Raw genomic sequence first — 26906 nt, forward strand, 5'->3', positions numbered from 1 at the left:
TCTTCGCCCACTGCGCATCGTTCAACTCGTAACGCTTGTTACCCATCGTCCGCTCCGCGTTCCAACACGGAGCCCTATGAATCAGCGATCAGACCTTTTGGAAATCCTGAATGTCGATCCGGCCTAGATCATGCAAGTCACATCCCGGCTTCTTCCCGCGAAACTCGAAACTCGCCACCTGATTTCACTGGCCGAGCAGATTTCGCGAACACCGAAGCCCAGCAGCGTCAGACCGCCAATTCCTCGCACAATATATCCTCGATCGCGCGCGCCACCTTTGGCGCATGGGGACCGCGTGCGATAAGACGGCGATGCGGCAGCAGTGGTATATCCAACGCTTCGACACGGCCGGCCGCAATCCTGTCCGCCACGGCATAGCCAATCGCAACGCCGATGCCCTTGCCATCCTCGACCAGCTGAGCAAGCGCGTCGACGAAATCGACGAACATGGTCGGAAGGCGCGGCGTCAGCCCCAATTCGCGCAGACATTGCTTGGCGTTGCGAGCCGCGAGATCGCGGCGGCCGGGGCATATGAACTGGAAGTCGTCGAGCGAGCACTCGCCGGCAGCGACGCGCGCCTGCGTGCCAGGCGGTGCGATGGCGACGGTTGATGTCTCGCAGATAATCCTGGAATAGGGCTGAAGCTCGTCCGCGACCGACTCGCCATAGATCGCCATCTCAAGCTCCCCATCTTCCAGAAGGCGCGTTATTTCAGCCGGCGGGAACAGCGGCTGCAGGTCGATTTCCACGTCCGGATACTCCCGGAACAGTCGGGAAAAAACCTGCCTGAGATAATTCTCGCGAATGTATCGGCCAACGCTGATCCGCAACAGGATTTTGGCAGCGGGCTTTCGCCCGATGTCGGACAGGTTGTTCCGGGATTTGAGGATCGTGTCGATCTCTTCGAGCGCGGCCACGCCCTCGGTCGTCAGGACGGGCGTGGTCCCCCTGCGGCGGCGGAAGAGGCGATATCCCAGGCGTTGCTCCAGCATCATGATCTGTTCGCTGACCGATGGCTGGGAGATGACGAGCTGCTCGGCGGCTTGCGCGAAACTGCCGGCCCTGGCGGCGATTGCAAACGTCCGTAATTGTACGAAAGTGACTTCGTCAGCCATTGCCTCTCCATCCCATTTTTTCAGTATTTCGGGGACATTATAGGCTTTCGCCTATGACAGGAATAGGCTCCAGCACCGTTGCTTGAATAAATTTATCATGTGAACCATCGAGCCGGTGCGGAAGTCCGCACGGAGCAATGCTCGCGAGTCCCCTTTCGTGGTCTCCTAGACGGGCATGCCGATGGAAGGGGATTAGCTATGAATCGCAAGAGCGTAGGATGCCGCCTCAGCGCGAGAACGGCTGGATGGTTGCTGGCGGGAAGCTGTCTGGCCGGTCTGGCTGTGTTGGCCCAGCCGGCGATGGCCCAGGATCAAAAGGCCGCCGATGCAGAGAGCGCAAGCACGAATGGCGGCATCGAGGACATCGTCGTCACCGCGCGATATGTCTCGGAGAATATACAGGATACGCCCATCGCGATCACCGCGCAGACCAGCACGCAGCTGGAAGCGGCCAACGTGACCAACATCGGCACGCTGGGCGCCGTCGTGCCGAACCTGCTGACGATGCCCGGAGACGCGCAATCGGCCGGCACGCCCGTCATCGGCATGCGCGGGGTGCTGCAAGGGCTCACGTCGAGCCTCGCCGTGCCGCCAGCGGTCGCGATCTACACCGACGATATCTATCATGGCACGGCCGCCGGCTCCGAGCTCGATTTCACCGACATCGATCATGTCGAGGTCAATCGCGGTCCGCAGAGCACCCTGTCGGGCAACGCCTCGATCGCGGGATCAATCAAGCTCTACACCAAGGATCCCCGCGGGGACGGCACAGGCTACATCAGCTTGGGCGGCGGATCGCGCAAGCACATGGAAGCGGCAGGCGCGATCGATCTCGGGATCACCGACACGCTGGCCATTCGCGCCTCGGGGCATTTCGATCGCCAGCAGGGCTTCGGCAATCGGCTCGATTTCTCGTGCATGATGGACAAGCTCGGAACCCCCGCGCTGAAGGGCCGCATTCCCTATTTTCAGCCGGACTCGGCCAATCGTGGCTGCGTCATCGGCCATCTCGGCGGCGGCACGACGGCGGTCGGCCAGGTCAAGCTGTTGTGGAAACCGACATCCGATATCAGTCTGCTGGTGACGGCCCGGCACCGCGAAGAGGATCTGGAGGAAACGCCGGAGGTCTCGCTTCTTTATCGCACCGCATGCTTCGACACACCGGGTTGTGGCGCCAGCGCCGGCGCGCAGGCTTATCATAGAGCCACGTTCAAGACGTTTGGCGTTGTCATCGGGCCGCAATTCGTGACGCCCCAGCGTTCGGGGGGCATTTACGACACCTATGCAACCAACTGCCGCCCGACGCTCGACAAGTCCGGTGGAGGCTTTCCGACACCTTATGCCGATGGTTTTTGTTACGATCAGGGCAAGACCGCCCACCACACCTTGCTTTCGGGCAAGCTGAACGCCCAATTCTCCGAAAATCTCGCGATGACGGCGATCGTCGGGTACACCGATTATGCCAACGAGTTCACCGCGCATGGCGACCAGTCGCCGCTCGCGCCGGTGATCTCGCACTTCCACAATCTCGACGATCAATGGACCGGTGAGCTGCGCTTCAACGGCAAGCTGTTCGACAAGCTGGAATGGGTCGCTGGCGGCTTCATCATGCGGCTCAACGGCCAGCAGAACAACATGATCAGCTTCTCGAACATCTACCAGCTCTCGAAAGTCAAAGGCAAAAATGAGTCTCAATCGGCCTTTTTCCATCTGGATTATAACCTGTCCGACAGATGGCGCGTCTCGGGCGGCGCGCGCTATTCCGACACCAAGATCGCGATCACGATCGACAATCCGCAGGCCGTCTCCGTGTTGGCGCCCATCAGTTCAGCCCAGACGCGGATCGACTGGCTGATCTCGACCGACTTCAAGATCACCGACGACATCCTGGCCTATGCGAGCGCCTCATCCGGTTCACGCCCACCCGGCCTCACCACCATCGTGACCACGCCCCGTCAGCTCTCGCCCACGTCGGACGAAGACCTGATTTCCTATGAACTGGGCTTGAAGGCCGATCTGCTCGATCGGCGCCTGCGGACCAATCTGACCGCCTTCTATATGGACTATCGCAAGCTATCGACCGGCGTGCGCGGCATCGAATGCCGCAACCAGCCCGGCCCGGTCGCGACATGGTTCAATGTCGACCAGACCGATCCGGCCTCGATTACGACATGCGCGCAGTTCCCGGGCGCTCCCGACCCGATCGCCTATGTCATCAACATCGGCAAACCTGCCAAGGTGAAGGGGTTCGAGTGGGACATCACGGCGATCCCGACGGACGGACTGCGCATCGACTGGGCGGGCGGCTACAACAAGTTCACGTCCGGCGTCACGACGGCCAATGCCCCCGGCTATCTTGCGCCAGGCAATCACCGCCAGCCGGAATGGAACATGCACGCCAATATCTCGTATGACATCGAGACTGGTTTCGGCACATTCACGCCGCGGCTAGACTGGAACTGGCAGTCGCAGCAGGATTATGACCCGACGCCGCAGACGGGCCTGCCCGACCCGGCTTATGTGATCGCGCCATATTCCATCTTCAACGGGCAGATTGCCTACAAGGCCCCGGGCGGCGATTGGAGCGCCGTGCTCCAGGTCACCAATCTGGCCGACAAATGGTATCACTATCAGGTGCTGATCGGCACGATCAACGGCTACACCCGCGTGGCGCCGCCACGCGAGTTCAAACTCACCGTGCGGCACGAGTTCTAGCGATATTCCGCGGCTACTCCTCGGCCCACAGCGCTATCGCCCCTGATCGCGCCGTGGGTCTTTTTTTTGGAACAGCGAGCCGCTGAGTGGGCCATCGCCCGATCCCAATCCGACCACGCAGCCGAATTTGACCATCAATTGGAAAACTGGAGATCACCCATGAAGGGCTTAGGCGAACGAATATTGACGACGCATGTAGGGAGCCTGGTCCGCCCGGCCGCGATCCTTGAAATGATCATCGATGACCTCGTCGGCATACCCCTGGATCGGGAGGCGTTCGATGCTCTGGTCGCGCGCTGCGTCAAGGACGTGGTCGCCAGGCAGGCCGAGGTTGGCATCGATATTCCAAGCGACGGCGAGTTCTCGAAGCCGGACTTCCACAATTACGTCGTCAAGCGCCTGGGCGGACTGGAGGTACAAACTACCCAGCGCCGCAGCATCGGCGCGACGGGCATGTACTATCCCAAGCTGGCTGAAGAATTCCCCGGTTTCATGCAGCAATATGGCGACATGTATCGAACAATGTGGCTCCCGGAGGAGCTTTCGCGCGAGAAGATCGCACAGGCCCTGAAAGTGGCGGTCCCGCTCACCACTGTCACCCGGCCGATCACCTATGAAGGGCAAGACGAACTGAAACGCGATCTCGACAATTTTGCCGCCGCGCTCGCGCCGCATGACTTTGCCGACGCATTCGTCCCTGCTGCGACGCCTTCCCGATCTGACAGCTTTTCCGATGAGGTCTATTCCTCGGAGGAGCAATATCTCTATGCCCTCGCGGATGCGATGGCGGTGGAATATAAGGCGATCGTCGATGCGGGCTATCTGGTCCAGCTCGACCTCGGCCTGCCCTCACGCAACCAGGTGCTTCACGGCAAGACGAACCCGAGCATCGAGGATCTGCGCCGCGCTTCCGAAATGCATGTCGAGGCCTATAACCACGCCCTGCGGGACATTCCGACCGATCGGGTTCGTTACCATCTGTGCTGGGGCAGCATGAACACGCCCCACACGACCGACGTGCCGCTCACCGAGTTCGTGGAGATGATCCTCAAGATCAACGCGAAATATTACGTGCTGGAAGGCGCCAATCCTCGTCACGAGCATGAGTGGATGGTCTGGAAGGACGTGAAACTCCCCGACGACAAGGTGTTGGTGCCGGGCATGGTCAGTCACCAGACCAATGTCGTGGAACATCCCGAGCTCGTCTCCTGGCGGATCCAGAATTATGCCAGCGTCGTCGGCCGCGAGCGTGTCGTAGCAGGGACCGATTGCGGCTTCTCGCAGGGGTGGACCATGCAGCGCGTCCACGAGGAGGTGCAATGGGCAAAGCTCAAGGCACTGGCCGATGGCGCTGCGCTCGCGACCAAGGCGTTGTGGGGCTGAACGGGGGGAACGGACAATGCCAGTCGAAATCTTGCACGAGAGCATGAGGCGGATCGCGTCAGAGGATCTGGAAGCCGAGCAGTTGGGCGAAGGTTATGGCGGCCCGACCGGCCCGACGGAGGGACCGGTCTGGATCGCCGAAAAGGGCTATCTGCTGTTCAGCGACATCCATGGCGACCGACGGATGCGCTGGACGCCGGGCCAGGGCGTCACCGTCGACAAGCAGGGCACGGGCAAAGCCAACGGTATGACCCGCGATCCGCGGGGCCGCCTTATCTCGTGCCATCATTTCACCCGCTGCGTCGATGCCGAGGACCTCGAGACCGGCGAGGTGACGGTCATTGCCGACAAGTATCGCGGTCTAAAGCTCAACCGGCCCAATGACGTGGTCGTGAAGTCGGACGGCGCCGTCTATTTCACCGACCCCCCGCCGCGCATCCCACTGACGCCGCCCGATCATTATCCGGAACAGGACTGTGCCGGTGTCTATCGCGTGTCGCCGGATGGTCAGCGGATAAACCGCATCGTTCATGATTTCGCCAACCCCAATGGACTGTGTTTTTCGCCGGACGAGAAGACGCTCTACGTCAATGACAGCCATATCAATCGCAAACTGATCAAGGCCTACACCGTCGAGACCAACGGCATGGTGGACCTCGGCAGCGAGCGCCTGTTCTGCGACATGCGGGGCGACGATCGCCGCGGCATTCCCGACGGCATGAAGTGCGACATCGAGGGCAATGTCTACTGCACTGGCCCCGGGGGGATATGGGTGGTGAATCCGGCGGAGGTTCACATCGGGACGATCATCAACGCGAACATCCCTGTGAACATGAACTGGGGCGATGACGACCTGCGCACGCTCTATTTCGCGGGGGCCTATACGATCAACCGAATCCGGCTGGGCATCCCGGGTGTCCCGGTGCCGCGTGGAAGCATCAGCTAAGGTCGAGCATCCGAGCCGGAAGGGAAGAGCGTGAACGCGAACGCCGAGCGGACATCGGGCGACGCATCGCCCGCGCCAGCCGTGCCATCGGACCGGGCGAGCCCGCGCGGATGGTACACGGTCATTCTGCTGGGCGTCGTCTCGATGCTGTCCTTCGTGGACCGAGGCGTCATGGCGCTGTTCGTCCAGCCGATGAAGCGCGATTTCCACCTCTCGGACACGGAGGTCAGCCTGCTGCTCGGGCTGGCCTTCACCCTCCCCTATGTCGTGGTGGGCTTTCCGATGGCCCGCTTCATCGATCGGGGCAACCGGCGCAGCCTGATCGCCGGCTGCCTCGCCGTATGGAGTTTCGCGACCGCCATCTGCGGCGTGGCGCAAAACTACTGGACCCTGTTCGTCTGCCGCTTCGTGACGGGCGGCGCGGAATCGGTGAACACGTCCGGCTCGCTGTCCATGATCGCCGATTGCGTCCCGCGCGAGAAAATGCCCCGCGCCTTCGCGATCCAGTCAGCCGGCGTTGCGGGCGGCGCAGCCCTCTCCTTGCTGATCGGCGGCGTGCTCTATGGCCTGCTCGCCGACATTCCCCCGACGCGTGTGCCGGTGATCGGCGTCATTCACAACTGGCAGCTCGTCTTCATGATCGTCGGCATACCGGGCCTCATGGCCGCGCTGCTGATGGCGCTCACCGTGCCGGAGCCACATCGCAAGGGTGGCACCAAGCCGGGCGGCTATACGCTGCGCGAAGTGTTCCATTTCGTGGTCACGCTGCGATCGCTGCACTGGCCGCTCCTCTCCGGCATGCTGTTGCTCGCGGTCATGACCAGCGGCTTCAGCGCATGGATGCCGGCCTTTTATGAGCGGACCTATGGGTGGGGTCCGGAGAAGGTCGGCCCGTTGCTCGGAGCCATTTCGCTGGTGACCTCGATCACCGGCCTGCTGGCCGGGGCGCGACTGGCGGAGTGGCTCGGCAAGCGCAGGAATGACGCCAATCTGCGCGTGGGCTTCCTCGCGCACCTGATCTCCCAGCCGCTGCTGATCATCATGCCGCTCATGCCCAGTCCATGGCTGGCGCTGGCGTGCGGGGGGCTCGCCGGCGTCATCAGCGTGATGGGCGCCCCGGGGTTCAGCGCGGCCCTGCAAATCACGACGCCCAACGAAATGCGCGCCCAGGTGAACGTCATGTATGCGGCCAGTATCACGGCCATAGGCGGCACACTCGGGCCGACGCTCGTCGGGCTCTTGAGCGACTTCGTCGCACGGTCGGAAGGCGACCTGCGCTATGTGCTGGTCGCCCTGAAGATCCTGTTTGGCCCCCTGGCGGTGTACATGATCTGGAAGTCGCTCAAGCCCTACGGAGCGATCTACCGGGAGCGTATCGACGCTGAACGATAGGTGCGCCCCACCCGTCCGGCGTTGGTGCTGCGACCAGCGCACCGCGCTTGCAAGGCTATCCAAACCGCGGTGCCGCCCGCTGACCTCCTGCCCAGTCAGCAGCTCGAAACAGAAACGCCACCCCGCGGAGAGCAAATCGAGCCGGCTGACGCTCCCGATCCTCCTCTCCTGGCGATCCTCTCTGACACGGACATGCCGCCCCTCTTGACCCCTCGAAAGAGGGCGCCGCGCGGCCTCATGACACAGCGCGCGTCCGGATGCGCACGAGGGCGAGCCAGATCAACGCACCGGCGACAAGCGGCGTGGGCGCCATGGTGGCGAGCGCGTAACGCAGGGAGTCGCTCTGCAACTGCGGCGCAAGCGCATCGCTCACCCAGCCGACGATCAGCGGCGCGACCGCTCCGCCGATAATACCCGAGGCCAGCAGCATGAGCGTGGAGGATACCGCCCGCATCCGGCTCGGCGCGATGCCGATGGCGACGGCAATGCAGGGGCCAACCGCGCTCGACAGCAGGAAGTTCATGACGGCGGCGGAGGACATGGCGAGCATGAGCGAGGGCGCGAAGATGAAGATGAGGAAGAAGGGGGCGGCGAGCGGGATGGCGATCATCGGCACGAGCAGGCCGTGAACATCCGCGCCGCGCTTGCGCACCAAGTGGCTGGCGAGCATGCCCGAGGCGATCGTTCCCGAAATGCCGCCCAGGCCCACCGCCGGGCCGATGAGCGCCCCCACGGCAGCGAGCGGCACGCCATGACTGCGCAGCAGGAAAGCCGGCGCCCAGGTGGGCAGCACGGCGACCGCCATGCCCGCAAATGCCATGCCGAGGGAGAGCGCGACAAAACCCGGCAGCCGGACAAGATGGCCGATGGCGCGCAGGAGATTGCCCTCCTGTGCCGCGTCGTCCGCCGGCTCGTGGACCCGATCGGGCTCGCGCATGCTCGCCATCATCAGCGCCACCAGCGCGAAGCCGGACAGGCCGCAGATCAGGAACATGGCCCGCCAGCCATGCGCGGCGGCCAGCACCCCCGCAAGGATGGAGCCGACGACGAGCCCGACGAAGGTGCTCGCCTGAAAGATCGAGATCGACCGCGGGCGGCGCGGCGCGGCGAACAGATCCGAGATCATCGAGATGGCGACCGGGAAGGCCGTCGCCTCACCGACGCCAACCAGGATGCGGGTGAGACCGAGCGACCAGAAGCCCTCCGCAAGACCGGTGAGCGCGGTCGCGCCGGACCAGAGGGCAATGCCCAGGATCAGAATGCGCTTGCGATTGCCATGATCCACCCAGCGGGCGATGAAGATGCCGACGAGCAGGTTGAACAGCACGAAGGCGGTGCCCGAGACGATGCTCATCTGCGTGTCGGTGAGGCCGAGGTCCGCCTTCACGGGATCGACGACGATGCCGAGCAGGGCACGATCGGCGACGTTCAGGAAGTTCGCCATGAACAGCAGGAACAGCGTGTAGCCCGCGCCCCGCGCAGATGGGCCGACCGCCTCCTGCCTCTCCGCAATGCTCGCCATCTTCCTCTCCCCTGCCCCGTTATCTCGATTATCTTGTCAGGCTCGCACGGCGATCCCCAGGAGGTCGGCCGCGTTGAGGCCCAGGATCTTCGCCCTGGCGGCCTCTTCCAGCCGCGCGTGGAAGCCGACGGGATCGGGCTCCGACATGTCGAACGGATAATCGGTGCCGAGGCAGAGCCGGTCCGCGCCATGGGTCCGCACGAGGCTGTCGAGCTCCTCCCGGTCGAACACCAATGTGTCCAGCCAGAGCTTGCGCAAATAGCTGGACGGCGGATGCGCGCAGTGCTCGGAGCAATCGGCGCGGGCGCGCCAGCCATGATCCATGCGGCCCCAATAGCCAGGGATATAGCCGCCGCCATGGGCGACGCAGATCTTCAGGCCCGGATAGCGATCCAGCACGCCGCCGAAGATCAGATGCCCGACGGCGAGCGTGGATTCGAGCGGATTGCCGATGAGATTGTTGAAATAATAGTCGCTCATCCGCTGCGCATGGGTGAAGCCGAGCGGATGGATGAAGAGCAGGATGCCGAGTTCCTCGGCCGCCGCGAAGAAGGGGCGAAACTCCTCGGCGTGGAAATCCTTGCCGTTGACGTTCGAGCTGATCTCGATGCCGCGCAGGTCCAGCTCGCGCACGCAGCGGGTCATCTCGGCGACGGCCATCCCGACATTCTGGAGCGGCACGGTGCCCATGCCGACGAACCGGTCCGGATGCTGCGCCACCGCCGCAGCCATCCCGTCGTTGACGATGCGCGCGGCGTCGCGCCCCACCTCGGCATCGGCAAAGTAGAAATATTGGCCCGGGCTCGGCGAGAGTGCCTGCACGTCGATGCCGAGCCGGTCCATATCCTCAAGGCGCTGGTCGAGTGTGTTGAGCGTGCGTCCCATCGTGGCGAACTGGGCGCGGTTGACCTCGGTCGACTTCGCGCTGGTGAAATCGTTGATGCCGGGCGGTGGCCCCGGATGCTTCACCTGCACGACCGCGTCGGCGGCGGGGATGCCGAGATGGCAATGGATGTCGACGACGAGATGCTTGCCGCGCGCCTCGACCGGGATGGGCTTGCGATCGCCACAGGTGGTGATCGTCATGCCGCCGCCCCTGCGCGCGCGGGCGCGATGGTCCCGGCGCACGCGCCGAAGCCGATGGGGACATAGCCATCGGCCTGCGCGCGGCCGCGCAAGGTGAGCGTGTCGCCATCCTCCAGCCACGTGCGGGTCGACCCATCCGGCAGGGTAATGGTGGCGCCGCCGCGGAAGGTGATCTCGGCGAGGCAGGCCTTTGCCTCATCCGCCGCGCCGGAGACGGTGCCAGTCGCGACGAGATCGCCGCGCTCCAGCGGCGCCCCGTTGGAGGCCTGATGCGCGACCATCTGCGCCAGCGTCCAGAACAGCTCGCTCAGGTTGGTGCGAACGATCCGCTGACCGGCAAGATCGGCGGTGAGCTCGATGTCGATGCCGCCATGGCTGCGATCCACGGGATCGAGCAGGTAGCCGGGCACGTCCGGCTCGCCCTCGTCGCGTCCGCGAGCGGCGACGCGGAACGGCGCCAGCGCCTCCATCGTCACGATCCACGGACTGATCGTGGTGGCGAAGCTCTTGCCCAGATGGGGGCCGAGGATGGACTCGAAGAACTGGATGCCGCGCGCCGACCAGTCGTTGACGAGGCAGCAGCCGAACAGCGCGCGCTCCGCGCCGGCCATGCCGATCGGCTGGCCAAGCGCATTGCCCGCGCGCAGCCACACGCCGAATTCGAGCTCGAAGTCCAGCATCGGCTCCGGCCCGAACCGGATGTCGCTGCTGCCCGGCGGCGCCGCGAACTGGCCGCTCGGGCGCACCACGGGCGTGCCGCTGACCATCACCGAGCTGGCGCGGCCATTATAAGCGACCGGCAGCGCCATCGCGGCGAGCGGCGCGGCGCCCTGGGCCATGCGCCTGATATGGTCGATAGAGGTGCAGAAATCGGTGAAGGCGGTCGGCTTGAGCGGCAGCAGCAGCTCCGCCGAGGCCATCGGCACGAGCAACGGCTCGAGCACCGCGCGATCTCCGCGCCCGCCCTCGCGCAGCAGCTCGGACAGCTCGGCGCGCAGGGCGCTGACGGCAGTCGGCGCGCAGGCGAGCAGCGGCCCCAGATCCACTCCCGCTGCCGCCTGCGCAGCCTCGGCCGCTGCCCCACCCAGCAGGCCGGTCTCCAGCAAGGCCGCCAGATCGACGATGCGGTCCCCGATCGCGACGCCGCCGCGGACATGATCGCCGGTGCGGAACAGGCCGAAGGGCAGGTTCTGGATCGGAAAATCGGTGTCCGGCGCGTTGGCGCTCTCGACCCAGCTGCGGCGCGCCGGATCGTGGGTGGCGTTGATTTCAATGCTCATGGTCGCAAGCCTCTTGATGTGCGGCCAGTTCCTTGTGGTAGCGGCCCATGGCGCCGAACAGGTCGCGCTGCTGCTCGGGCGTGAACTGCGCACCCCACTGGCGGTAAAGGGAGAAGACATTGGCGACGATCCGCTCGGGATCGCTCCAGGTCCGATATTCCTGCATGTTGATGTCGCGCGCGGCCTCATCGAACCCCATGCCGGCATCGAAGCGCGCCCGCGCCTCGTCCCGGACATAGTCGAAATAGCCCTTCATGGCGGCGACGGCTGTCCTCTCGGTGATGGGCCCGTGGCCGGGCACGACCACCTGCGGATCGAGATCGATGATGTGCTGGCACGCGGCGATCCAGTTCTCGATCGGCCCGGCCCACATGATCGGATGCCCCTCGTTGAAGAGCAGATCGCCGGTGAACACCACCCGGTCCTCCGGCACCCAGACGATCGTGTCGGACTCGGTATGCGCCGGACCGAGATCGGTCAGCTCGATTTGCTTGTCGCCGACGGTGAGCGTCAGATGCCTCTCGAACGTACGGTTCGGCAGCGTGACTTCGTCGACGCCGGAAAAGTCGAACTTGCGGCCCATCGTCTCGTAGAGGAACGCGCCCGCGTCGCCCATGTTCCGGTAATTGTCGCGCAGCGCGGCCAGTGCCTTCGGGTTGAACCCGGCCATCTCCTTCTTCGCCTCGACGGTGCTGATGATTTCCGCATCCGCCACCAGGCCGTTGCCGAAGAAATGGTCGGGATTGGCATGCGTGTTGACCAGGCGGTCGATCTTCGCCGCCTCCGGCACCCTGGCCTTGAACCGGTCCAGCATCTCGCGGGTGAGCGGCACGCTCATCAGCGTATCGACCAGCAGCGTCTCGCCGCCGCTCGCGATCAGCCCCGCATTGGACCAGCCCCAGGTGCCGTCGGGCTGGACATAGCCATAGAGGCCGTTGCCAATATCATGAATGCCCTGCGTGAACGGCCAGTTCGCCATTTGCCTCTCCCTATGACCTCGACCTTATCGATCCGCGCCGCCTGTGCAATTCCTATTTTCGGGAATTTCCTCAGTCCGCTTGCCGAGCGGGGAAAAAAGCGGAATAGCGGGACGCATGACGAGAATTTCGACGAGAAAACGCGGCCAGGGCCGGCCGGCGGACGCGGTGGGCAAGGACGCGGTGCTGAGCAAGGCCACCGAGCTGCTGCAGGAACTGCCCCCGGCGCGCGTGACGACCTCGCTGATCGCGCGCGAGGCCGGGGTCGATCCGGCGCTGATCCGCTATTATTTCGGCGACCGGGAAAAGCTGTTGCTCGAAGTGGTCAAGCAGCTGATCGCCGACGCGCCGACGGAGGAGGCGACGCTCGCCGATGCCGTGGCGCGGCTGGAGCGCACCATCCGCCACACCGCGCACTTCACCCGCTCGACCAAGCATGTCCACCGCCTGATGGTCGACGAGCTTGCGGACGCCAAGTCGGCCGAAGTGCGCAAGCTGCAGGGCGAGATGAACATGGGCGCGGTCGAGCGCCTTGCGCAGATGATGGCGCAGGACGGCGGCCAGGACCTGCGATCGGTCAATCCGCTGTTCCTTCACCTGGCGCTTGTCGGCCTGTTCGACTTCTTCGTCTCCGCGCAGCCGGTGGTGCGCAACCTCGTGCCGGAAGACACCGACATGGATGCCCTCGCCGTCCAGTTCGAGGATTTCGTCGTCGACCTGCTGCTCAACGGCCTGCGCAAGCGGTAGCGCGACCGGCACAATTCAGCCTTCCGCGACGCAGGGATTGCGCTGCGTGCCGAGGCCGGTGATCGAGCCTTCCATCCTATCGCCCGGCTGGAGGAACACGCCGAACGCCGATCCGTTGCCGTAAGGCGAACCGGTGCAGATGACGTCGCCGGGCGTGAGCTCCACCCGATCGGACAGATAGGCCAGCTGGCGCTCGATGCTGATCATCATGTCGCGCGTGGACTCGTCCTGATAGACCTTGCCGTTGACCGCGAGGCGGATGGTCAGGTCATAAGGATCCGCCACGAACTGGCGGGGCACGATCATCGGGCCGAACGGCAGGAAGGTCGGGAAGCATTTGCCCGATAGCCAGTCCGCCCCGATGGCGCTGTTGTCCCGGCGGAAGATATGCTCGCGGGCGGTGACGTCGTTCACCACGACGAAGCCCGCAACATGGTCCATCGCCTGCTCGGGCGTCACATGGCGGGCGCGCTTGCCGATCACCACGCCGAGCTCCAGCTCCCAGTCGGGCTTCTGCACGTTGCGCGGTAGCACGACCTGGTCATTCGGCCCGACCACGCAGGACGGCAGCTTGATGAAGCAGTAAGGCAGCGCCGCATTGGCGCGCTCGTCCATCATCTTCTCGACGCGGGCCAGACGCTCCTCGTCCGTCTCACCCTCGTCCGCGGCGGTGCGCATGGAGGGATCGCCCATGATGAGCCCGATCACATGCTTGCGGTAATTTGCGCCGGTGCAGAAAATCTGGCGCGGCACATACGGCGCGGCCAGCGCGCCCCCGTCGAGCGGGACGGCTCCTTCCCCGGCGGCGGCAATCGCCTCCAGCCGAGGCAGCGTCGCCTCCCAATCGTCGAGCAGGGCGAGCAGGTCGCCAGACCCCGCGACGGGGACCATCCTGTCGCCCGCCACCAGCACCGCGCCGCCATTCCGCAGCTTCGCCAGACCGAATGTCATCTTCCATTCTCTCCCGTATCAGTAAGGCGCCTGGAGCTGCCCCATGGTGGCGCCCAGCATCGCGGGCCCTTTGTTGGAGAGATCGCCCGCAATCTCCATGTCACCGATCATCACGCTGTTCTCCACAACCAGGCGCGCCCGCTCGAACCGACGCTCCATGAAGGCATGCAATGCATCGGTGATCGCATCGTGGCGCTTCACTTCCTCGGCGAGGACGAGTCCGTCCTCGGCCGCGATGCCGGCGCCGCTCGCCATGTGCGGCGTGGTGGCATGCGCCGCATCGCCGATCAGCACCACGCGGCCAACATACCAGGGCTTGGGCAGCAGCAGCCATTCGAGCGGCCGATAGTTGATCTGCGCGGGATCGGTGATGCTCTCCCGCACCCCCGGCACGGCGCCGCCGAACGGGGCCATGAGGGCGCGGACGTGATCGACCATCTCCGCCTCGGCGAAGAACGGATTGTCCGGCACATGCTCCAGGATGAACATGTACATCTGGTCAGCCGAGACGGGATTGATGCCGAGCTTGACCGGGCCGCCGAAATACATCTCCGCCCGGTCGACCTCGGGCGGGCGCGGCGCGACGACGCGCCAGCAGCCCTGCCCCGTGAATCTCGGCCTTGGCGCATCGGGGAAGATCAGCCCGCGGATCTGGGAATAGATGCCGTCCGCGCCGACCACGAGATCGTAACGGCCGGCGCTGCCGTCGTCGAAGGTCACGTCGACACCCTGCGCGTCCTGCGCGAGCGTCTCCACCTTGAGGCCGAGACGCACGTCGATGCCCTCCGCCCGCACCGTCGCGGAGAGGATATCGTGCAGCACGGGGCGCAAGATGCCGCCGCTCTGCTGGATCGGCGTGGGGTTTTCCGGGACGGGCGGCTCCATCACCGTCTGCCCGGCGGCAGTCTTGCCGCGCATTCCGGCGCCGACATGCCCGCGCGCGCGGACCTGATCGAGGATGCCCAGCGCATCGAAGGCGCGCAGGGAGATGCCGGTGACGCTGATGCCGGCGCCATAGACCCGCCATTGCGGATCCGCGTCGATCAGCACCACATCGACGCCGATGCGCTTGAGCGAGATCGCCGCTGTCATGCCGCCGACGCCGCCGCCGACGACAAGCGCGCTGCGGATCATGCGGGCACCTGCCACAGACCCTTGTCGGGCGTCATCTCGGCATGGGGCACATTGCCCGGAATGATGCGGCCGGTCCCCCATTGATCGGTAATGCCGGGGCTGAATTCATAGACGGTGGGTTGCCAGCTCGCCTCGTCCACCTCCTCCAGATCCGAGGTATATTCGACGGCGTTGCCGTTGGGCGTCAGATAATAAGTGAAGGTGTTGTTGCCCGCCGTGTGGCGGCCCGGCCCCCAGGACAGCGTCACGCCCTTCTCGTGCAGGCGCGCGAGGCCCCGCATCATCTCATCGACCGAGGCGACATCGAAGGCGACATGGTTAAGCGCCGGCGGTCCGGGCAGGATGGCGAGCCGGTGATGGGCCGGGTTGCAGCGCAGGAAGGCCATGAAACTGCCGATCCAGTCGGTCAGCCGGAAGCCCAGCACCGTCTCGTAGAAGGCGACGAGCTTGGCCGGATCGGGCGTGTGCAGCACGATATGGCTGAGGCCGGTCGGGATCGCCTCGCCCTTGGCGAGCACGCGGGGCGTGCGCCGTGTGGTGTCGCAGATCACTTCGATCGCGCGGCCATCCGGATCGAAGAAGCGAAAGGCGTAGCCTCCTGCCGGACCTTCCGCCTCACCGGGTTTCGAGATGATCTTGCACTGCGCTGCCTGCACCTGCGCGAACAGCGCATCGACCTCGGCGCGCGAGCCGGCCGAAAAGCCGATCAGGTCGGTCTTGCGCTCGTCGTCCTGGCGCAGGCGGATAACGAAGGGATACGGCGATCCCTCCGCCGCGAAATAGACCTTGCCATCCTGCTCACCCACTTCCGTGAGACCCCAGGTCTCGCCGAAGAACGCCCGCTCGGCCGCCAGATCTGGCACGGCCAGCGCGACATAATGAAGATCGTTGACCGACACCGACATAATTCCTCCGACTCTAAATTCCCGATACCGGGAATAATGGGGTTTGGATGGTTTGGAAAGCGGATGCTGCGCTAGAATTTGCCGCCGATGCGCACACCCCAGGTACGCGGCTGCTCAGCCGACGCCGAGATGAGCCCCGCCGAATTGGTCGTGCCGCCGACCAGCCGCTGATTGTTCTCGATATTGAAGACATAGAGGCTGGCGAACCAGCGATCGTCGGCGCTCGACAGGGTGACCGAGGCATTGCTGACGAAGGTCGCTTCGGAGCGGAGATAGGGGAGATAGTCCGCCGAGGAATCGCTCTCGCCGCGGTAGCGCGTGCCGGCCTGCAGCATCAGCTTGTACGTGCCGAGCGGGATGGTCTGCTGCGCGTCGAGGTTGAACGACCATTCGGGCGAGTTGAACGCCCGTTTGCCCGAGCAGTCGACGCGGAACAGGTTGAGCACCGCGCCGGCCGGCGTCGTCTGCGTGGTCGGTGCGAAGGCGCAGGTCGTGTTGGGCGGCAAGCCCTGGTTCGGCGCGAAATAGACGAAGCTGTCATATTTGGTGTCGAGATATTGCACGTTCGCCGACAGCAAGGTGTTACGCGTGGCCTTGAATTCGACGTCAAGGTCGATGCCCCGGATGGTGCTGTCGCCGATGTTGCGGGTCAGGAAGACGGTCGAGGGCGGGTTGCCGAGATCATAGCCGAACTGGCTGTACTGCTGGTTCTTGTACTTCCAGACGAAGCCCTCGACGTTGACCTGCAGCCTGTTGCCCAGGAAGCGGTTCTTGCTGCCGATCGTGTAGGCGTTGATCATCTCGGGTGCATAGCTCTCCACGCCGCGCGCGAACGAGAAGCCACCGGCATGATAGCCGGTCTCGAAGCTCGCATAGACCATGTTGCGCGGCGTCACGTCATATTGCGCGGCGAGGCGATAGGTGAACTTCTCGTTCTTGAGGCCCGCGTTGATCGCGATCGGCGAGCGCAGCACGAAGGGCGCGGTCTGCGAACCGCCCGCAACCGGCGGCAGCACGTAGAGCGGCACCGGGGTCACCGGAATGCCGCGCGAAGTGTAGAAGCTCTCCAGTTCCGCAGCGCTGCTGGCGAGCGGGGTGAACGGGAGCGTCGGGCAGAAATCTTGCGGCGGCGCGGGGTTGCCGCAGAACAGGATATAGACCTGTGAGAGGCCATCGAACCGCTTCTTGTCCGATGTGTAGCGCCCGGCTGCGGTGAGGCTGAGCTTCTCGACCGGGCGGACGGTCAGCTTGCCGAAGCCGGCCCAGCTCTCTGTCGCGGTCTTGAAGTTCTGATATGGCGTCAGGGTCGACTGATTGTAGACGGCGAAGGGGACGTCAATATCCTCGTCGAAATACATGCCGCCGACGAGATAATCGATCGCCGGGCCGACATTGCCGGCCCAGCGCGCCTCGACGCTGGTCTGCTTGTCCGTCTCCTTCACAGCGCCGGTGCGGAAGACCCCGTTGAAGGCATAGTCCAGCTTCCCCTCGCGATAGGCGGGCTGAACGGTGAGCGTGCCGGCGTCCGTCACATAATCGAGCTCGGCGGTGACACCCCAATAATTGTTGTCGTTATGGGGAACGCCGTCGACGACGGCGCCGGTGCGGCCGACTTGCCCGACGAAGCGGCTGCTCTGCAGGGCGTTCGAACGCGGATCGCGCAGGCCCTGAGTGCGGTCGAAACCGGTGGACGTGAAGCTGTAGCCGGCAAAGCCGGTCGCGCCGAAGATGGGGTCGACCGCCCCCAGATAGAAGCCCGTGGCGCCGCTGCCGCCCTGATGCGCGTAGTCGACGCCGAGGCGCAGCGTCAGCGCCTGCGTCGCCTCGACAAGGAGCTGGCCGCGAAGCGCATATTCGCGCTGCTTGCCGCTGCCGTCGCTGAGGAAGCCGTCGCGGTTCGACATCATGCCCGCGACGCGGACGGCCGCGGCGTCGCCGACCGGCAGATTGAGCGCGGCCTGGCCCGTCAGCCAATCATAATTGCCATAGCCGAGCGTCACCTGGCCCGCGCGCTCGCCGAGCCTGGGGCGGTTCGGGATCACGTTGATGGCGCCGCCGGTCGCATTGCGACCATAGAGCGTGCCCTGCGGCCCTTTGAGCACCTCGACGCGCTGGAGATCGTAGAACATGCCCGACGTGGACGAGGGCCGGCCGATATAGACGCCGTCATAGTTGAACGCGATGGCGGGGTCCGAATAGGCGTTGACGGTCGCGTTGCCGACGCCGCGCACGAAGAAGACCGTGGTCGGCCCGCCGCCGCCGCTGGACGCCAGCGCAGGCGAGGTCCGCGAGAGATCCTCGGCGCGCACGACATTCTGCCGGATCAGCTCGGCCGGGTTGATGACGTCCAGCGCCAGCGGCGCGCGCTGGCTGCTCTCCTGCACGCGCTGGGCGGTCACGATGATTTCCTCAAGGCCCTGGTCATCACCGGCCGCTCGAGGCGCCGCGACATCGGATTGCGCCAGCGCCGGCGCCGCGCACAAGAACATCCCCGCAGCCGCGGAGGACAGCAGCATCCCCTTCATCATTCTCTCCCGTTTTGATTCTGTGTTCGAATCAATTCCTATTTCACAGAATAAGGAATTGAACTGGCACCGCAATGTTTTTCCTACATACAGGAATATTGCCGGGGTGAGACGCCTCGACCATCGGGACGAAGCGGAAAGTTCGCCGGAAAGGATTGACCGCCGCGCCCGATCCGGCTGTTCTCTCCCGGCCGCCGCGAAGGAGAGGCAAGGGAGAGATGAGCATGACGGGTGAGCAAGAGGTGATCGGCATTTCCGGAGCGACCGGGAGGCTCGGGGAAATCATTGTCCGCAAGCTCCGCGAGCATCATCCGGACGTTCCCGTCGTGGCGCTGGTTCGCGATCTCGACAAGGGAGCGCCGCTCGCCGCGCTCGGCGCCGAGCTTCGGCGCTTCGATTATGACGCGCCCGAGACGCTTGCGCCTGCCCTCGCGGGCATCGACAAGCTGTTGCTCATTTCCGGCAATGCGGTCGGCGAACGGGAGCGGCAGCATCGCGCCGTCATCGAGGCGGCCAGGGAGGCTGGCGTCCGCCTCATCGCCTATACGAGCGTTTTGCGCGCGTCCGAAACCGCGCTGCCGATCGCCGCGGAGCACAAGGCGACGGAAACCGTCCTGAAGGAGGTCGGCGTCCCCCATGTGCTGCTGCGGCACGGCTGGTATTGCGAGAATTACCTGTTCCGGATCGAGGCGGCGGTGGACAGCGGGACGCTTCCCACCTGCGCGGGCGACGGCCTGATCTCGGCGGCCTCGCGCGAGGATTTCGCGGAAGCGGCGGTGGCGGTGCTCACCGCTCCCGACGATCAGGCGGGCAAGGTCTATGAACTGGCCGGCAGCAGCAGCTTCACCTTCGCCGACCTCGCCGCCGAAGCGGAGCGCCAGAGCGGCCGTCCGGTCAAGTGCGTGCAATTGCCCAAGCCGGAGTTCGAGGCGGCGCTGGTCGCGATCGGTACGCCGGCGTTCGTCGCCGCGATGATCGCGAAATCGGACATGGGCGCGCGCGAGGGCGGCCTGTTCGACGAGAGCCGGACGCTGGAGAAGCTGATCGGTCGCCCCACCACGTCGATGAGCGACGTCATGGCGAGCGTTCTGCGATAGTGGTCGGGGAGCCCCGTCAGACCGCCTTGTAGAACCTGATCCTGACCGCCGGCTCGCCCTTCGGTCCCGTCGCGCGCTCCAGCGTTCCGATGAAGGCGGTCCTGTTCAGCCAGGCATATTTGCCGAGCGGCGCCTCGAAGCGGGGCGAGGTGCGCGCCGCGACGGGCGCCTCACCTGGCTTCGGCATGCACAGCGCACCGGTGTTGACGACGTTGATGGTCACGCCGTCGTCCGTCCTGAGCATATAGTCGGCCTTGACGTCGACGCAGCCGTCGGCACGGACCAGTTGCCAGTCCCAGCCGCCCGGGACGATCGCCCCCTTGATGCCCGGTCCTTCGAATGAGCCGCCGATGATGGGGATGATGTTGCGCCGGCCAAAGGGCGTCTCGCCCGGCGCCACCGCCTCGCCAAGCAGGACGACCTCCTCGAAGGCGAATTCGAGACGCGGCGCCGGAGGACCCGATGACTGAGCCGTGGCCTGCGCGGCCGACAGGGCCGCCATGACTGTGAAAACCGCGATACGCATCCGCTCACTCTCCCAAGTTTGTATCCGATCGACGGCGTTGTGCCGCACGTATCCGAAAGGCGGCCCAAGGCCAGCCGGGCGACGAGCGTTATCCGACGGCGGCTCTTCGCCCACTCCCGCGCCCGCTTCGCCCCCGCCCTATCCCCGAAGCCCCCCGTCACTCCCCGCGGTATAGCCAAGCAAGGCGGACAGCCGTTGCGCGCCCGCCTTCACCGACTCCGCAATCCCATCCACCATCTCCGCCTTGAGCCGCCGCGCCGGCGCCGTGATACCGAGGCTGCCGAGCACGCTGCCATCGTCTCGAAAGACCGGCGCCGCCACGCCGGCTGCGTCGACGACTTCGTTGCGATAGCAGGCGACCCCGGACGAGCGGATGCCGGAGAGGATATCCGCCAGTTCCTCCGCCGATGGGTTCGGCAGGCCGCTCAGCGGCGCGATGCCAGGGCGGCCAAGAGCGGCGGCCGCCTCCGTTTCGGGCAGGAAGGCGAGGATCGCACGGCCGAGCGATCCCCAGACGAGCGACAATTCCTGGAGCGGCTCGATGACGAATCGCAGCGGGTGCGGCGTCTGCAGCGTCTCGGCGACGATGGCGATGTGCCCCGCCGGGCTGTAGACGCACAGGGAGCAGGTTTCCTCCCACTGCGCCCATAATTGCTGAAGGATCGGGCGCGCGAGCCGGGCGACATCCGCCTGTCGCATGACCAGCGCCGAGATCCGGAGGAATTGCGCGCCGACGCGATAGGCCTGTCCACCCGCCCGCTCGACGAGCCCGCCCGCAAGCAAGGGCTGCAGCAGCCGGTGAACGCTGCTGCGGGGCAACCCGGCCCGGTCGGCAAGATCGCTCAGCGTGAAGCTGCTCTTCCCTTCTGCGATGAGTTTGAGCAGCGCGACGGTCCGCATGCCCGAGCCGCGATCACGATCCTCTTTCACGCCGTTCCTCGAAAATTGCGGGGAGACCTCCGCGCGCCCGCTTTCATACACGAGGCGGGACGTCTCTCAACTATCGCGTGCCCTAGCGTTCGTAAAGAACGATTCCGTATAATGGAATGACTATTCTCTATATCGGAATTGTTGTTGACCGCCACGCCATGAGAGCCTAATCATCGCCGTCTTATTCGCGGCCAGACCGCTTGAATGGAGAGGTACATAAATGATCGGGTTTCCCACCCCGTTCTCGGCTGATGACGCGGCTTCGCCGCCGTTGGCCCGTGTCCTGTCACCGCCCAATCGCTTGGGCGCCGGAAGACCCGGCGCGCTTTCGGCCCGCGCGCGCCCATCACCCGCCGGGCGCCCCGCCACCCCGGCCGCAGCAAATCTCTTGCAATCGTTCCGCTCCCGCAACCACCGGCCCGGTTGACGGCGCCTCATCGGAGTTTCTCCCCATGGCCTCTGCCTCATTCAGCGAAGCAACCGTTCTCCCCGCGCCCATCGTCGCGGGCCTGCCGATGCCCTCGTTCAACCGCATCGGCGTCGAGCCCATCAGCGGCGCGTGCGGTTGCGAGATTTCCGGCGTCGACCTGCGCGAGCCGCTCGATCCGGAGACCATTGCGGAGATCATGAAAGCCTTCGAGCACTTCACCGTGATCGTCTTCCGCGATCAGGATCTGACGCCCGAGCAGCACAAGGCCTTCTCGCGTCACTTCGGCGAGATCACCGAGCTCCCCCAGGCGCCGACCTATGGCGAGCACCGGGACATGCAGGAGGTGCGCCGTGAGGCCTATGAGCCCGAGAACGTCGTTCCGTCCTTCGAACATTTCCACACGGACAGCCCCTTCCTCCTCCAGCCGCCCAAGTGCATCGTCATGCGCGCGTTGGAGGTGCCGCTCTGGGGCGGCGACACGGCCTTTTCCAACGCCTATCTCGTCTATGAGCATCTCTCCGACGGCATGAAGGAACTGCTCGACGGGCTGCAGGTGGTCTATTCCGGCGCCGACATCTGGGCGAAGAACGAGAAGCTGCCGCCCGAGAAGCGACTGCGCCTGCGCGAGAGCCACGACTTCCGCGAGGACGAGCTGACCAACATCCATCCCGCGGTGCGCGTGCATCCCGAGACGGGACGCAAGGCGCTGTTCGCGACCACGGCCTATTTCAAGCATTTCGTGGGTTGGAGCGAGGCGGAGAGCCGCGCGCTGCTCAACTATCTGCAGTCGCTCGCCCAGCATCTTCATTATCACTGCCGCGTGAAGTGGAAGAAGGACACGCTCATCATCTGGGATAATCGCTTCACGCTTCATCGCGGCGTGCATGATTTCAAGCATGAGCGCCGGCACCTCATCCGCACCACGGTGATGGGCGAGCGGCCGCTGGGGCCGCTCGATCTGAAGGCATGAATCCGCAGGCGATCGCGGCGGGGCGCGAGCGCCTGAGAATTGGGATGCGCGCGCCTGGAGAGGCGCCGCATCCGAACGGGACCGGCCGGTCTTGCCGGCGATCAGGGTAGAGGGCCTTGCGCTTATGATGCGAAATAGCGGCGCCGTTGATGCCGGGGGTCTCGCTCTGGCGCCTGCTCCGCGCGAGGAAAAGGCAGCGCAGGACGGCGCCGGCCTGCTGCCGGCCGCCTACGGCCTCGGCTTCCTGACGCTTATCTCGTCGTTCAACTATCTTGACCGTTCGCTGCTCGGGCTCGCGCTCCCGCAGATCAAGGTCGAGATGCAGCTGTCCGACACCGTGCTGGGGCTGGTCTCCGGCCTCGCCTTCGTGCTCTTCTATTCGATCATGAGCGTGCCGATCGCCTGGGCAGCGGATCGCTGGAGCCGGCGCAACATCATCGCGGCGGGCTTCGCCTTCTGGAGCCTCATGACCATCGCGACAGGCTGGGCGGCGAACCTGTGGCAACTCACCGTGGCGCGGTTCCTGATGGGCGCCGGCGAGGCCTGCGGCATCGCGCCGTCCAACTCGATCATCGCGGATCTGTTCCGGGCCGAGCGCAGGCCGCTCGCTTATTCGATATTCGCGACTGCCGCGTCCATCTCCTCCATGCTGTTCTTCCCGATCGCGGGCTGGGTCGGCCAGCATCATGGCTGGCGGCAGATGTTCGTCGTTGCCGGCGTGCCGGGGCTCGTCCTGGCGCTGCTGTTCCTCTTCACGGTGCGCGAGCCCCGCCGCGGCGCCTCGGATCCGGTGGCGGCGAGGCCCAAGCCCCTGGCGGCGCAGGTGCCGTTCTGGGAGGGCGTGCGCTGCCTGCTTCGCTCGCGCGCCTATCTCTGCCTGCTCGCGGGCGCGACGATGATGGGCCTCAACATCTTCGCGTCCTCGGTGTGGACGCCGACCTTCCTCTCGCGCACGCATCAGCTGCCGCTCGCGCAGATCGCGGCGACGATCGGCCCGATCAGAGGCATCTGCGGCGTCGCGGGCGTTCTGCTGGGCGGGCTGGTGATCGACCGGCTCGGGCGGCGGGCGCCGCACTGGCGCATGACGATCCCCGCCGTCGCCTGCATGCTCGTTGCGCCCGCCGAAGTGGTGTTCGCCCTCGCCGATGATCGCGCGATGTGGCTCGGCGCCTATGCGGTGAGCGGCTTCCTTCTATTGATTCACCAGGGGCCGGTGTTCGCGGGCGTCGTCGCCGTGGCGGACATCCGCGTGCGCGCCGTGGCGACCTCGATCCTGCTGTTTTGCTCCGCCATGTTCGGCCAGGCTGCGGGGCCGCTGCTTGTCGGCATTCTGAACGACGTTCTTGAGCCCACCCAAGGCGCCCAATCCATCCGCTATTCGATGCTGATCATCGCGGTGACGGCTTTGCTCGGTGGCCTGGCATTCGCGCTGGCAGGGCGCTTCATCGGTGCCGACACGAAAACTTTGTCGGCGAGACGACCAGCCTCTATGGCGTCGTGAATATAAGCAATATCTATATCTATTTGAGCAAATCGACCAATGAAGGAGAGAGATGATGAAAGTTAGGGGGCTAATCCTATGTTCTTCGGGGCTAGCGTTGTTTTTGCCGGCCGCAGTGTTCGGACAAGCAGCAGAACAGTCCGCGCCCCAGGCGGCTGAGGCCGGCACCGAGGAGATTGTGGTCACGGCGCAGTTCCGTGAGCAGAATCTACAAGACACGCCGATCGCGATCACGGCGGTGAATGCCGCCATGATGGAAGCGCGCAGCCAGACAAGCATTCAGGACGTTGCGAACCAGGCACCGTCGGTTACCCTGAAGCCGCAGGGTGCCGCTTATGGCCCCTCGCTGGGCGCGAACATCCGCGGCGTTGGTCAGTTCGACTTCAACCCGGCATTGGAACCGGGCGTGGGCTTCTATGTCGATGACGTCTATTATGCGACGCTGACCGGCTCGATCCTCGACTTGCTCGATCTCGACCGGGTCGAGCTGCTGCGCGGCCCGCAGGGCACGCTGTCGGGTCGCAACTCCATCGGCGGCGCGGTGAAGCTCTTCTCGAAGAAGCCGGAAGGCACCAACACCGGCACGATCACGGCGACCTATGGCAGCCGCAATCGCATCGACCTGCGCGCCAGCGGAGACTTCAACATTGCGCAGGGCGTCGATGCACGCATTTCGGGCGTTGCCAAGAAACAGGGCGGCTATGTCAACCGGCTCGACTTTGGCTGCGTCTATCCGGCCGGTGGTTCGGCCACCTTCACCCCAGCCTTCGCCACGGCGTCCAATCCCACGCGCGCGCCGATGCTGGTGAACCCGGTGGGCGGCGTTCCGGCCAAGACCAATCGCGCCGACTGCGTGATCGGAAAGGAAGGCGAGGTCAACTATATCGCGCTGCGTGGCCAGTTGCGCTTCCGCCCGACCGACACGATCGATATCAACATCATCGGCGACTATACCGATGACGATCGCACGGCGGCCGGCTCGGTTCTGCTGCTGCGCAGCTATCCCAATGGCGAGGTGGCCAGCCCGCGCTATCCGCTGCCGCTGATCCCGGCGACCGGCTCTTCGCCGGCCCAGAATTATGCGACGGCATCGCCTCCGACGCGCGACATCAACCCGTTTGCCGCGCCCAGCAGTTTGCTGTCCTACGACAATCGGTTCATCTGCGGGAATTATTGCAACTATGCGAGCTACGACATGCCCGCCGACGGCAGTTTCCTGGCTTCGTCCGCGGATGGCCGTGTGAAGTTCCAGGGTTGGGGCGTCTCGGGTCAGGTCGAGTGGGAACTGGCCGACAAGCTGCAGCTCAACTCGATCACGGCGTTCCGCAAATACACGTCGAACTTCTCCAACGACAACGACGTGTCGCCGATGGCGCACAGCCTTGGCTATGGTCCGCTGACGTTCCGCTTCTTCAGCCAGGAACTGCGCCTCAACGGGTCGATCGGCGACACGATCGACTATACGGTCGGCGGCTATTACAGCGATCAGAAGTCGGTCTATACCTCGTTCCAGGATCTGCGCTCGTCGGGGCTGCAGTTCCAGCAGAGCGATCCGGTCGATGCGGACAGCAAGGCACTGTTCGCGCATGTCGCCTGGAACCCGATCGAGCCGCTGACGCTGACCGGCGGCATCCGCTACACCAAGGAATCGAAGACCTACCAGTATATCCGCCAGCGTCCGTATAATGATCCGACCGCGACGGGGGCAGCCGGCGTGCTGCCGCTCAACGGCACGATCGGCACCTATAGCGGCGAGCGGGTCGATTATCGCGCGAACGTCCAATATGCGGTGACGTCCGACGTGATGGCCTATGCGCAGTTCTCGACGGGCTTCAAGGGTGGCGGCGTCAATCCGCGCCCCTTCTTCGTCCAGCAGGCGCTGTCGTTCGGGCCCGAGACGCTCCAGTCATACGAACTGGGCCTGAAGTCCGACCTGTTCGATCGCAAGGTGCGCATCAACATCGCGGCGTTCCTGAGCAAGTATAAGGGCATCCAGCTCTCGCTCGGCAACTGCACCGCGATCACCGGTGCCGGCTTCGGTGCTCCTTGCGCCCTGCCGGTCAATGCGGGCGATGCGGATATCAAGGGCATCGAAATCGAGGCCACATACCGTCTGATCGAGGGTATGACGATCGATACGTCGCTCAGCTACATCGACTTCGAGTATAAGCGCTTTGGCACCTACACGGTGGGCACCACGACGGTTGCCGTGGGCGGACCGACCAACCTCAATGGTCCGCAATATGGCGATTATGCACCTTATACGCCCAAGTGGAAGTGGAGTGTCGGCGCGCAGTACGAGATTCCGCTTGGCAATATCGGATCGCTCACGCCGCGCTTCGATGCGGCCTATCAGAGCAAGGTCTATACCGTCTCGGCCAATCGCTCGAGCAACCGCATCGACGCTTACCTGTTGGCCAACGCCCGGCTCACCTGGCGCAATGAGGGCGAGGATCTCGACGTCTCGCTCGAGGTCAGCAACCTGTTCGACAAATATTACCTCCTGACGATCTACGACCAGACCGTCGGTGGCCAGGGCTATGCCAGCGGTCAGCCGGGACGACCCCGCGAGTGGGCCGTCAGCGTCAAGAAGAAGTTCTGAGGAATATCCGATGGGCCGGGAACATCTCCCAAGATGTTTCCCGGCCCAGTTCCCTTCAGGCTGTGAGGCGCGAGACGCCCCTGCTGCCCAAAAGCAGTCGCTACCCTTCCCACGGCGCGATCATCACCATCGATGTCAATGCAACGCCGCATTTTCCGGACGCGACATTGCC

20 protein-coding genes are annotated in these 26906 nt (G+C 64.8%); 9 read left to right on the forward strand and 11 right to left on the reverse strand.

Annotated elements, in window-relative coordinates; all coding sequences use genetic code 11:
- Window positions 1–227: 227 nt before the first annotated feature.
- Window positions 228–1115: a LysR family transcriptional regulator gene (locus KK488_RS14975; protein ID WP_214624512.1), complete on the reverse strand. Its 888-nt coding sequence runs from the start codon at window positions 1113–1115 to the stop codon at window positions 228–230.
- A gap of 300 nt (window positions 1116–1415) precedes the next feature.
- Between KK488_RS14975 and KK488_RS14980 the strand changes: the two genes are divergently transcribed.
- The 4 genes from KK488_RS14980 (at window position 1416) to KK488_RS14995 (ending at window position 7551) form a co-directional block, all read left to right on the forward strand.
- Window positions 1416–3830 (forward strand): TonB-dependent receptor, encoded by a 2415-nt coding sequence (locus tag KK488_RS14980; protein WP_214624513.1) that lies wholly within the window; start codon window positions 1416–1418, stop codon window positions 3828–3830.
- A 231-nt stretch (window positions 3831–4061) separates the two neighbouring features.
- Window positions 4062–5213 carry a hypothetical protein gene (locus KK488_RS14985; RefSeq protein WP_214624514.1) on the forward strand — a complete coding sequence of 384 codons (1152 nt, stop codon included), beginning with the start codon at window positions 4062–4064 and terminating at the stop codon, window positions 5211–5213.
- Window positions 5214–5229: 16 nt separating this feature from the next.
- Window positions 5230–6159: an SMP-30/gluconolactonase/LRE family protein gene (locus KK488_RS14990; protein WP_214624515.1), complete on the forward strand. Its 930-nt coding sequence runs from the start codon at window positions 5230–5232 to the stop codon at window positions 6157–6159.
- A 30-nt stretch (window positions 6160–6189) separates the two neighbouring features.
- Window positions 6190–7551 carry an MFS transporter gene (locus KK488_RS14995; protein ID WP_214624516.1) on the forward strand — a complete coding sequence of 454 codons (1362 nt, stop codon included), beginning with the start codon at window positions 6190–6192 and terminating at the stop codon, window positions 7549–7551.
- A 235-nt stretch (window positions 7552–7786) separates the two neighbouring features.
- On the opposite strand, the gene KK488_RS15000 is transcribed toward KK488_RS14995, so the two are convergent.
- The 4 genes from KK488_RS15000 to KK488_RS15015 are packed head-to-tail and all read right to left on the reverse strand — an operon-like array spanning window position 7787 to window position 12418.
- Window positions 7787–9073, reverse strand: a complete 1287-nt coding sequence (locus KK488_RS15000) for a spinster family MFS transporter (RefSeq protein WP_214624517.1) — start codon at window positions 9071–9073, stop codon at window positions 7787–7789.
- Window positions 9074–9109: 36 nt separating this feature from the next.
- The gene (locus KK488_RS15005) at window positions 9110–10159 is read right to left on the reverse strand and encodes an amidohydrolase family protein (protein WP_214624518.1); all 1050 of its coding nucleotides are present in this window, start codon (window positions 10157–10159) and stop codon (window positions 9110–9112) included.
- On the reverse strand, window positions 10156–11439 hold the full coding sequence (locus tag KK488_RS15010) for a fumarylacetoacetate hydrolase family protein (RefSeq protein ID WP_214624519.1): 1284 nt from the start codon (window positions 11437–11439) through the stop codon (window positions 10156–10158). The genes KK488_RS15005 and KK488_RS15010 overlap by 4 nt, the downstream gene beginning before the upstream one ends.
- Window positions 11429–12418, reverse strand: coding sequence for an MBL fold metallo-hydrolase (locus tag KK488_RS15015; RefSeq protein WP_214624520.1), 990 nt, complete (start codon window positions 12416–12418; stop codon window positions 11429–11431). The genes KK488_RS15010 and KK488_RS15015 overlap by 11 nt, the downstream gene beginning before the upstream one ends.
- 115 nt (window positions 12419–12533) lie before the next feature.
- Between KK488_RS15015 and KK488_RS15020 the strand changes: the two genes are divergently transcribed.
- Window positions 12534–13163, forward strand: a complete 630-nt coding sequence (locus tag KK488_RS15020) for a TetR/AcrR family transcriptional regulator (RefSeq protein ID WP_214624521.1) — start codon at window positions 12534–12536, stop codon at window positions 13161–13163.
- A gap of 15 nt (window positions 13164–13178) precedes the next feature.
- Here KK488_RS15020 and KK488_RS15025 read toward each other — a convergent pair whose 3' ends face one another.
- From KK488_RS15025 to KK488_RS15040, 4 genes are all read right to left on the reverse strand, one after another.
- On the reverse strand, window positions 13179–14114 hold the full coding sequence (locus KK488_RS15025; RefSeq protein ID WP_214624522.1) for a fumarylacetoacetate hydrolase family protein: 936 nt from the start codon (window positions 14112–14114) through the stop codon (window positions 13179–13181).
- 18 nt (window positions 14115–14132) lie between these two features.
- Window positions 14133–15248: an FAD-dependent oxidoreductase gene (locus KK488_RS15030; protein WP_214624523.1), complete on the reverse strand. Its 1116-nt coding sequence runs from the start codon at window positions 15246–15248 to the stop codon at window positions 14133–14135.
- A complete protein-coding gene (locus tag KK488_RS15035) occupies window positions 15245–16153 on the reverse strand; it encodes a VOC family protein (RefSeq protein WP_214624524.1) in 909 nt (302 codons plus the stop codon). Before KK488_RS15035 ends, KK488_RS15030 begins: the two co-directional genes overlap by 4 nt.
- Window positions 16154–16224: 71 nt before the next feature.
- Window positions 16225–18678, reverse strand: a complete 2454-nt coding sequence (locus KK488_RS15040; protein WP_214624525.1) for a TonB-dependent receptor — start codon at window positions 18676–18678, stop codon at window positions 16225–16227.
- A gap of 224 nt (window positions 18679–18902) precedes the next feature.
- On the opposite strand from KK488_RS15040, the gene KK488_RS15045 reads away from it, so the two are divergent.
- The gene (locus KK488_RS15045) at window positions 18903–19775 is read left to right on the forward strand and encodes an SDR family oxidoreductase (protein WP_214624526.1); all 873 of its coding nucleotides are present in this window, start codon (window positions 18903–18905) and stop codon (window positions 19773–19775) included.
- A gap of 16 nt (window positions 19776–19791) precedes the next feature.
- Here the strand turns inward: KK488_RS15045 and KK488_RS15050 are convergent, their stop codons facing one another.
- Both KK488_RS15050 and KK488_RS15055 read right to left on the reverse strand, forming a co-directional pair.
- Window positions 19792–20301, reverse strand: coding sequence for a DUF3237 domain-containing protein (locus KK488_RS15050; protein WP_214624527.1), 510 nt, complete (start codon window positions 20299–20301; stop codon window positions 19792–19794).
- A gap of 138 nt (window positions 20302–20439) precedes the next feature.
- Window positions 20440–21231 (reverse strand): IclR family transcriptional regulator, encoded by a 792-nt coding sequence (locus KK488_RS15055; protein ID WP_214624528.1) that lies wholly within the window; start codon window positions 21229–21231, stop codon window positions 20440–20442.
- Between the two features lie 452 nt (window positions 21232–21683).
- Here KK488_RS15055 and KK488_RS15060 point away from each other — a divergent pair, with 452 nt between their 5' ends.
- The 3 genes from KK488_RS15060 to KK488_RS15070 all read left to right on the forward strand — a co-directional run bounded on the left by KK488_RS15060 (window position 21684) and on the right by KK488_RS15070 (window position 26734).
- The gene (locus tag KK488_RS15060; RefSeq protein WP_214624529.1) at window positions 21684–22631 is read left to right on the forward strand and encodes a TauD/TfdA dioxygenase family protein; all 948 of its coding nucleotides are present in this window, start codon (window positions 21684–21686) and stop codon (window positions 22629–22631) included.
- A gap of 127 nt (window positions 22632–22758) precedes the next feature.
- The gene (locus tag KK488_RS15065; protein ID WP_214624530.1) at window positions 22759–24132 is read left to right on the forward strand and encodes a spinster family MFS transporter; all 1374 of its coding nucleotides are present in this window, start codon (window positions 22759–22761) and stop codon (window positions 24130–24132) included.
- A 115-nt stretch (window positions 24133–24247) separates the two neighbouring features.
- Window positions 24248–26734 (forward strand): TonB-dependent receptor, encoded by a 2487-nt coding sequence (locus tag KK488_RS15070; protein ID WP_349356903.1) that lies wholly within the window; start codon window positions 24248–24250, stop codon window positions 26732–26734.
- Window positions 26735–26906: the final 172 nt, after the last annotated feature.

Source organism: Sphingobium nicotianae (assembly GCF_018603885.1).
GTDB classification, from domain to species: domain Bacteria; phylum Pseudomonadota; class Alphaproteobacteria; order Sphingomonadales; family Sphingomonadaceae; genus Sphingobium; species Sphingobium nicotianae.